Genomic DNA, 8,486 nt, shown 5'->3' with positions numbered 1-8,486 from the left:
ACAAACCGCGCGTCGCTCGCGGCGGCGCGGTAGAACTCACCCACCCCCCCCCCCCCCCCCCCCCCCCCTCCGCCCCCGCCCCCCCCCCCCCCCCCCCCCCCCCCGGCCACAACTTCGTACGTCACTCTGCACTTGAGCTTGTACTTCACTCTGCACATGAACTCGTACACCGACAGCGTTGAAGGCAGCGCCAAATTTGCGCCGACACTCACGACTGTCGATCCCGATGGCACGGAGCATCCATGGACACCGCTTGATGCAGGGGTCAACGCAAAGATGACCTCTGATGAGATTTCCGCCGACGCGCATATCAAGATTCCCCTGCTGAACATCGACTCGAAAGGTAAACTGCACGTACCCTTGAGGGCGACTGGCCGTGACAGGCAAATTCTCGGCGGAGAAAACATCAATGATCCTCTGCACCCCGCAGGACAGACCGTAAGAGACCCTCTAACACTGTCAGACTCAGAATTCACCGAAGACAACGCGCGGTTATATGGGTTTAACTCCCTAGAGGATGCCCGGAACCAGGCACGGAATGATTCCTCACTCCTGGGCCGTACGGGACGTGGTAGTCTGAATGCTAATGGCATGTTCGAGGTACGGCTTTTGGAGCACGACAAGTACACCGCCGCCGGCAGTGATGAAAATGCGGCCAAGAACTGGGGGTTCAAGGACCTAAGGCACGCCCTGGATGCCGCAGTCACTGATAGTCACCAATATATCGGTAATGCTGCTGGCGAGTACTCTGATTACGGCCCGAAAGAGGAGTTCCTGCGGCGAATTTATTTCAAATATCAGCCGGGTGTCGACTACGGCAAACTGAAAATCAATGGGAATTGGGTGGTCGAGGGGAATAGTTACACGCCTCGCGGCGTGTGGGAAAGTGTGCACGTGGCCTTCAACTCTCACAACCCGACACGCACATCTGATTTCGGGGGGCACCCGTGGGTATTTCGCAGGCGCAATGGAATCTGGCGCTTAACTATGGCAAGAGGGTGGTGGAGCAACAATACGGACGCTCTGCTAAGGGGACCGAGGTAGTGGATAAGTTGAGAGACCAAGTGCGGGGGCGGAACATGTCGTTAGTCGATTTTGTGAAGTTTCTTAATACTCCGCGCGCTCATGATGAACCGCTGGCCGGTGATGGTTCCGCAGGGGATAAGGCGTTCGGGAAGGCCAACCGCACGGCTGGGGAGTCCGGGGCCCACGAGGGCGATGGTCACTCGGTGGCTACTGAGGATCAGCGCAAGGATGACCAGCGCAATGACCAGCGCAAGGATGACCAGCGCAATGACCAGCGCAAGGATGACCAGCGCCGGGACGAGCGCCGGGATGATCAGCGTCGGAATGACCACGTCGAGTAGTTGACGCTGGCGTCTGGGCCGGTGGCTCGGTGGGGGCTGGTTCTGGAGTGTCAGTGGGTGGGTCCGGGTGAGGGGCGTCGTCTCGGCGTCTCTCACCCGGACCCTTGTGGTGGGTAGAGGGAGGGGTGTGCCGACCGTGTCGTCTTGTCGGGGCTTGGTCTCGGCTTGGGCTGGGAGGGCACCCGTACCGCGTGGGCGAGAGGTGGCAGCCGGCTGGGGGCGCGGCTCAGAGGCCATGGCCGCGATGTGCTGGCCTATACCGCGGCCAGCGCGTGCCCCGCGCACCAGTCTGAGCAGGGCCCGGCGAGTGCCTGGATCGTCCGGTTTGATCATGTGATGCCGTAGAGAGCGAGGACGCGGGGGCGTTCGGGCGGGCTCGTCGTCAGGCGGCGGTGTTGACGTAGCCGGCGAGCTTGAGCGCGCTGCGGATCAGGTCGCGGAGGGCAGCGAGTACGGCGGGCGTGTTGTGGGTCCTGACCTGGGGCTTATCTTCGTTGAAGGTGGCTTCTCGACACCAGTGGACGGTATTTTCCCCGGTCCAGTGCCGCGAGCCCAGGACGCGATCTCGGCTGCGTTCGCTTCCTCGGCGGGCAGGTCGGTGATGGCGTAGACGGTCTCGCGTACCGAGGGCCTGCCGGTTCGCGGGGCACAATCTACCGTGACCGGGTCGGCCACCGGGATCCTGACCAGGTGGTGGAAGACGAGGGCGCGCCGGAAGTCCTCCCCCGAGGACGCTTTCACCAGCGCGGTTTGCAGCGCCGCGAGCCGCGCCCCGCGGACCTCATCCGAACGGCCCTCAGCGCCCAGCAGCTGCGCGGCCTGGAGCTGGATGTCGGTGATGTCCACACACCATCTGGTAGGGGGCGCAGATTCCCCGGTCGATCGCCGCAGCGTCAGGGTGAAGCAGCGCGCACCGAACGGCCCGTCCGGGTCGTCCTGCATGCTCGCCACCAGCTCACCCAGCGCGCCCGCGAACGCATCCGCGTTCCCCGCGCCGGACTGGGCCGACCACGCCGCAGGCCTGACCACGTCATCGCGGACAAGGCCCACAGCTCTCGTGGCTTCCGCCCCTACCTGCCCAAACGCGGCACCGCACACACCATCCCCGACAAGGCGGACCAACAACGGCATCGCTACAACCGCGGCCGCCACGGCGGCAGACCACCCGGCTTCGACCGGCAGATCTACCGCCGACGCAACATGATCGAGCGCTGCTTCAACCGGCTCAAGGGCTTCCGCGGCATAGCCACCAGATACGAAAAGACCACCACCTCCTACGAGGCAGCGGTCACTCTCGCGTCGTTCCTACTCTGGGCAAGATCCGTTTGAAGACGGACCCTAGTCGTCTACTGTCTGGGTGCTCGCCGTTCATGCGGGCACCCTGCCGACCAGGAGGAATCCATGAAGATGACTTTTCCCGTGAAGCTTTCAGGCAGGAGCCGCCGGGTCTTACTCCCTGTGCTTGTCGCGGCTTTGGCTCTGGTGCCCCGGCCGGCTCAGGCCGGCCAGAACAGCCACCCGAGTGCCGAGGGGGGTGGGCGTGTCCTTGTGCGGACGTCGAATGGCTGGGTACGGGGCAAGAGCACCGATCAAGGACGGCAGTTCCTCGGCATCCCCTACGCCCAGGCACCCACCGGTACTCTGCGCTGGCGCGCGCCGAAACCCGCCGCCCACTGGAAGGGCGTCAAGGACGCCACCCGGTTCGGCAACAACTGCCCGCAGGGCGCCTTCTGGATACCGGGCTACGAGAAGGATCAAACTGCCGAGGACTGCCTCGATGTCAACGTCTACACCCCGCCTGCCCAGCGGCATGCGGGCAGGCTGCCCGTCTTGGTGTTCATTCACGGTGGCGGCAACGTGGGCGGCGCGGGACGTGACATCGTTGCCGACACCTTCGCGCGCAGGACCAACACGGTCGTCGTGACGCTGAACTACCGTCTCGGCGCGATGGGTTTCCTCACTCTGCCTGGCACCACCGGCAATTTCGCTCTGCTCGACCAGCAGCAGGCACTGCGCTGGACGCAGGCCAACATCAACCGTTTCGGCGGTGACCCCGCGCGTGTCACCCTCGCCGGCGAGTCGGCGGGCGGTGGCGCGGTCTGCACCCAGCTCGCCTCCCCGGCCAGCCGCGGCCTGTACCGGGCAGCCATCATCGAAAGCGGCGCCTTCTTCGACTGCGCCGGCAAGAGCCGCAAGGATGCCGTCTCCGTCGGCCTTGCCTTCGCCGCCAAACTGGGCTGCACCCACCCAGCGAGCGCGGCAGCCTGCCTGCGCACCAAAACCACCAAGGAGATCCTCAAAGCGCAGCAGGGCACCAGTATCTTCCACGAATGGAACTACACCATCGGCGGTCCTGAACTCCCTCTACAGCCTTTCGCAGCGTTCACCACAGGCCGCGCCTCCCACGTGCCGGTCATGAACGGCGCCAACAGCAACGAGGGCCTGTCCTTCACCTACGACAGCTTCGACCGCTTCGGCCAGCCGCTGACCGCCGACGCCTACCCCAAGGCCCTCGTCTCGGCGTTCGGCCAGAGCGCCGGTACGCGCGCGCTCGCCCAGTACCCGCTCAACGCCTACGCCCGGCCCGACTATGCCTACGCCGCTGCCTTCGGTGACCAGCTCTTCGCCTGCCCGGCGCTGCGCACTGACCAGCGCCTCTCCACGCGCGGACGCGTCTACGCCTACGAATTCGCTGACCGCACCTCCCCACTGTCCGCGAACCTGCCGCAGCACGCCGACTTCGACTTCGGCGCAACTCACGCAGCCGAACTGAACTATCTCTTCAAGCCCTACGGACGCACCGCGCACTTCAACGCCGAGCAGCAGGCCCTGTCCGCACAGATGACGGCCTACTGGGGATCCTTCATCCACGGCTTGGCCCCTACAGCCAAGCACCAGCCGGTCATGCCAGCGCAAAGCGCACACCCCCGCCGCGTGCTTCAGCTGCGCACTGCATCCGCCGGCGGCAACACCGCGACAGCGGAAGTGCGGACCGCCCACCACTGCGGTCTGTGGGACACCGCCTCCCAGTAAGCCGGCCGCGGCCGGGCTCGAGTACGGTCCGTCCGAGCGCGCTCTGATCGCTGTTTCCGCCCGTACCGGACGATGTCGCGGAGCCTGATCACCGGCCTACTCATCGTGCTCGCCCGCAGCGGCTGCAAGTCCTCGATGAGCCGGCGGTGCGTGCGGTAGTCCGTGACGTACGCGTCGGCCCACCTCCACCGCCCGCCGGTGCGCCGGCGGACCGGTGTTCGCCGCGGTGTGCTGTTTCATCCGCGTGGCCTGAGGTCTGGGTCCTGCTGGGTCCCGTAGCCCGGTGCCGGGTTTTGTCCTACCGTTCCTGAGCGCCCTGCCTCAGCGCTGCCGTGAGGACACATCCTGGCAACCGCATGCGTTTGGTGATGGGGTATTTCGCTGGTTCTGTATGCAAAGACCGGTGCGGTGTCTGTGCTGCGTTCACGGCATCCAAGAGTTGCAACTGTAGAGATTCCGGGCGCTGGCGGGTCCGGCGTCATGGCTCGTCGGCGGTGGGCTCTGATAGGAGAGGCTTCTTACCGGGTGTCCCTTCCCCGCGGGCGGCCGTGTCGGCCTCAGCATGAGAGGGCCGGCGCGGAAGGCGGTTCAGGTCGACTCCGAGACTGTTCACGCCGCCTGGGCGGCCCGGCCGCTTCGGCCGGGCCGTTCTTCCCTCCGCCCTTCGCTAAAACCGGGGGTGGGAAGTGGGCACTCGTATGGCTTCGGCTGGGATGTGCTCTCGCAGTGCGTGGCGCATTATGGCGTTGGCCCTGTTCCACTGCAGAGTGCTTCCCGATGCGCTCGGGGGTGGGCATCCGAGGGGGCCAAGTCCTCGGCCCGGCAGGCGGCATCTGACAGGACGTGATGCCTGCCGGGCGGGGCGAATCTCCGGTGGCATGGCAGCCGCACGCCCCCTGGATCGGCCACGTGTCGCGCCAAGCGGCCGAGGAAGGGGCTGGACGTCCTGACCGGGGATCAAAACGTGACAAGACAAGCGACAAGCTGCTGATGACTCAGCCAACCGCGCACGGAACGCTCATCAGGCCCGGGATGTACCTGCTTGATGCATTTTTAGAGTGGCCACCGATCGGGTGACGGCTGCTCCGCAGAAGTTGGGGGCTTCCGCAGGTAGAGGCCGTAGAGGCCCAGTCCACGTCTGGCGGCTGTTCACTGCGGGGGGTGTCCGCTGAAGAGCACAGTGGCTGGCGGTCGCGGGTGTAGCAGGGCTTGTTGGTCGGGGGCCACGGCCGGACTCTTCCTGACCTCACCGCGTCACTTCCGGTGGCTGAGCTGGTGGCAGCGTCACCTCGGAGATGGGACGGGCGCTGACGGACCTCGCGGACGCCGTCCGCCCACAACCCGAAGTGGGGATCCACCACCGCTGGGTGATGGCTCGCCGCGGCTGTTTGACCCCGGCGAGCCCGCCCATTACCTCGTCACGCGGGTCTGTCAAACAAGCGGCTCTGGCTCACATCCGGTGGTGACGGTGTGTTGTTGATATCACTGTCTGTACGGATCAGCCGTTGGTGGGCGCCCTGAGCTGGGGGTTTGTCGGCCCGCACCCCGGACCTCGGGGGTGACCGTCCCGGACTCGGCAGACATCCGGCAGCCGAGGCGACACCGCGCTCGGATGCAACGAGAGCCGATTGGCCTGCAGAGTTTCCGGAACGTCAGCTTCATGGGTGCGGCATGACTCTGCGTTACCACCGGATGTGAGCCAGAGCCACGATTGGGTCTGCCCCGTAGTCGGTGGTGACTGTGGGTATTCATCAGGGCAGGAGGATGCGGTGGCGGAGGAGGTCGAATCCGGCGCGTCCGTGCATCTGCCTCATGATCCTCTTGGTGCGAGTGTTCACGCCTTCGGTGCGGCCGTTGTGGTAGGGCAAGGTGAGGCCGGCGTCCACGGCGGGCCGGTCGATTTCGAGGCCGTTGGTGAAGCTGCGCAGGTGGGGAAGGCCGACGGCACGGGCGGCCGTGATCCACTCGGTGAGTTTCGTGTCGTTGCCCTCGGCCGGTTTCAGCAGGGCGGCGAAGCCGCGTACGGGATCGGCGAGTGCGGTCATCTCCGGGCAGGCTGCGGCGACCTTCTCCAGCAGAACGGCCTCCTTCGGGCGCAGGTTTTCGGGGTTGGTGAGGAGGAGTCGGCCGGCGTGGCGCGCGGTGGTCACGGGACGGTCGCCCTCGGCGCGGCCCTGGTTGAGGTAGCGGACCAGCAGGTTGGCGCTGCCGGCATAACCCAACTCCCGGATCTCCCGAAGCAGTTGAGTGGTGGGGACTGCGGGGTCTGCCCCACGGCGGGCACGGAGATGGTCACGGTAGGGATCGACGAGGGTCGGCCGGTAGGCGGGGGTGATGCGCAGGGGCTGGGGTTCGGGCATGCGGGCGTAACGTTTGACCGTATTCAGGGCCAGGCCCATACGGCGGGAGCAGTCGAGCAGACCGACGCCTTGGCCCAGGAGGTCGTGGACCTTGGTCCAGCGTTCGAGGGTGGTCTGCTCGCGCACTCCGCCCGGGCGGGGCGGGTTGATGGTGGCCCAGCAGCCGGCGTGGGCGCGGACCTCGAGCAGGACCTTGTCGCAGAGATTGCGCCAGAGGTGCCACCGGTCGCTGACCTGCACCGCGTTGGGCAGAGCACGGCGGACGGCCTCGGCATAGGTGGCCGAGCCGTCCCGGCACACGACCTCGACACCAGGATGTTCGCGCAGCCAGGACTCCAGCGTCGCGGCCTCGCGGTCGGGCAGCACCGCGACGCGTCTGCCGGTCTCGGCATCCGTGATGATCGTGGCGTAGCGGTGACGGCGGCGCAGGGCGAAATCGTCCACGCCGATCACCCGCGGAACCAGCGACTTCGGCACCAGTAGGCGTCGCAGATGACGCAGTGCGGTGCTGCGGGAAACGGGCGCGGCAAGCAGGCGGGCGAGCCGGGCGGTCGCCCGGCCGCATAACTCCCGTGCCACCTGGGCTATCTGCCAGGCAAGCCGCACCGTGCGGCGCTGATGGCGCTCCAACAGTCCTGGAATCTGCTCGCGGAAGGTCTGCCGTCGGCAGCCCAGAACCGGACAGACCAGCCTACGGACCCGCAGACGGATGATGACCTGACGTCCGTCGACTGGAACATCCGCCACCGTCCGGCCGTGGTACCCGTGCACCCTCGCCGTCGGGGTCCCGCACACCGGACAAGACACGGCACCGTCCCGAGTCCGCGCTGTGACCAGTACCTTCTCACCACCGTCCGACACATCCTCGACGACCAGCGGCGACAGGCCGGAAAACACGGTGCCCACAAGGGAGTTGACATCAGCCACGCCCCATGATCACTGGTGAGCACCCAACGTCACCACCGACTACGGGACAGACCCGAACGATTTACAGTCCCCGTCACGCTTGAATTCGACGCCCTTGCGTGCGATGCGGACGCCGATGTGCTTGCCGCGTAACCATTCGGCGCCGGTGAAGAACGTCGTACGTCTTGTCGGCGTGCAGGCGCTGGGCTTGAAGTACCGGCCGGGGTGAGAGTCGTGTCTCGTTCGGTGGCCGGTGACCATGGGCTTCAGCGCGACGCTGTCGTGGACGTTTGATGCGGAGACGCCGACGATCAGCGACAGTCCGTTCGCGTCCGACAGTAAGTGCGTCCTGGAACCCGGCTTGCCCCGGTCCAGGCGGCTGACCTGTGTGTTCGCCTCCTCTTTTTCGCCCTCGCGTGGGCGGAGCCGAGAACAGCGCGCGACAGGTCGAGCAGACCGGCGTCGTCGAGCCGGTGCACGATCTTCTCGTACATTCGGCCCGGCACACCGGCCCGCAACCAGGCCATAAAGCCTGCGATGGTCGGTCGACTTCGATATGCCGAAGCAGAGTGGCAACGCGCGCCAAGCGCAACCGCTGACGAGCACGTAGACGATGGCCGCGAACACCGTCTCATCAGGCGTGTCCTGATTCCCACCGTCCTGCGGCCGCATCTGGCTTTGCGGGATCAGTGGTTTCGCGATGTCTCGCGCGCCCAGCTCATACAGGTCCCGGGGGGGGGGGGGGGGGGGGGGGGGGGGGGGGGGGGGGGGGGGGGGGGGGGGGGGGGGGGGGGGGGGGGGGGGGGGGGGGGGGGGGGGG

Annotated in this window: 5 protein-coding genes and 2 pseudogenes; 3 read left to right on the top strand and 4 right to left on the bottom strand. The window is 66.4% G+C overall.

Translation table 11 applies throughout. From position 1 onward, the window contains the following. Positions 1–156: 156 nt before the first annotated feature. Complete coding sequence (locus tag ACZ7HQ_RS44205) at positions 157–1,044, top strand: hypothetical protein (protein WP_471002980.1); 888 nt, start codon at positions 157–159, stop codon at positions 1,042–1,044. Positions 1,045–1,085: 41 nt separating this feature from the next. On the opposite strand, the gene ACZ7HQ_RS44200 is transcribed toward ACZ7HQ_RS44205, so the two are convergent. Both ACZ7HQ_RS44200 and ACZ7HQ_RS44195 read right to left on the bottom strand, forming a co-directional pair. Beyond that, on the bottom strand, positions 1,086–1,358 hold the full coding sequence (locus ACZ7HQ_RS44200) for a hypothetical protein (RefSeq protein WP_471002977.1): 273 nt from the start codon (positions 1,356–1,358) through the stop codon (positions 1,086–1,088). Between the two features lie 338 nt (positions 1,359–1,696). After that, positions 1,697–1,985, bottom strand: a pseudogene (locus tag ACZ7HQ_RS44195) (ISAs1 family transposase); the annotation flags it as partial. Between the two features lie 72 nt (positions 1,986–2,057). On the opposite strand from ACZ7HQ_RS44195, the gene ACZ7HQ_RS44190 reads away from it, so the two are divergent. Both ACZ7HQ_RS44190 and ACZ7HQ_RS44185 read left to right on the top strand, forming a co-directional pair. Beyond that, a complete protein-coding gene (locus tag ACZ7HQ_RS44190; RefSeq protein WP_471002974.1) occupies positions 2,058–2,696 on the top strand; it encodes a transposase in 639 nt (212 codons plus the stop codon). Between the two features lie 72 nt (positions 2,697–2,768). After that, positions 2,769–4,400: a carboxylesterase/lipase family protein gene (locus tag ACZ7HQ_RS44185; protein WP_471002971.1), complete on the top strand. Its 1,632-nt coding sequence runs from the start codon at positions 2,769–2,771 to the stop codon at positions 4,398–4,400. Positions 4,401–6,151: 1,751 nt separating this feature from the next. Here ACZ7HQ_RS44185 and ACZ7HQ_RS44180 read toward each other — a convergent pair. Both ACZ7HQ_RS44180 and ACZ7HQ_RS44175 read right to left on the bottom strand, forming a co-directional pair. Continuing rightward, complete coding sequence (locus ACZ7HQ_RS44180) at positions 6,152–7,687, bottom strand: ISL3 family transposase (protein WP_471002968.1); 1,536 nt, start codon at positions 7,685–7,687, stop codon at positions 6,152–6,154. Between the two features lie 84 nt (positions 7,688–7,771). After that, a pseudogene (locus ACZ7HQ_RS44175) lies at positions 7,772–8,392 on the bottom strand (IS5 family transposase); the annotation flags it as partial. Positions 8,393–8,486 lie beyond the last annotated feature (94 nt).

This window comes from Streptomyces sp. NPDC037290 (genome assembly GCF_055603245.1).
The sequence above is the reverse complement of the archived record's forward strand: the minus strand, read 5'-3'. Positions and strand labels throughout refer to the sequence as shown.

What these genes read in the sequence shown, in the direction of transcription:
- ACZ7HQ_RS44205 (WP_471002980.1), top strand. Translation starts at nt 157, where the DNA reads ATGAACTCGTACACCGACAGCGTTGAAGGCAGCGCCAAATTTGCGCCG.
- ACZ7HQ_RS44185 (WP_471002971.1), top strand. Translation starts at nt 2,769, where the DNA reads ATGAAGATGACTTTTCCCGTGAAGCTTTCAGGCAGGAGCCGCCGGGTC.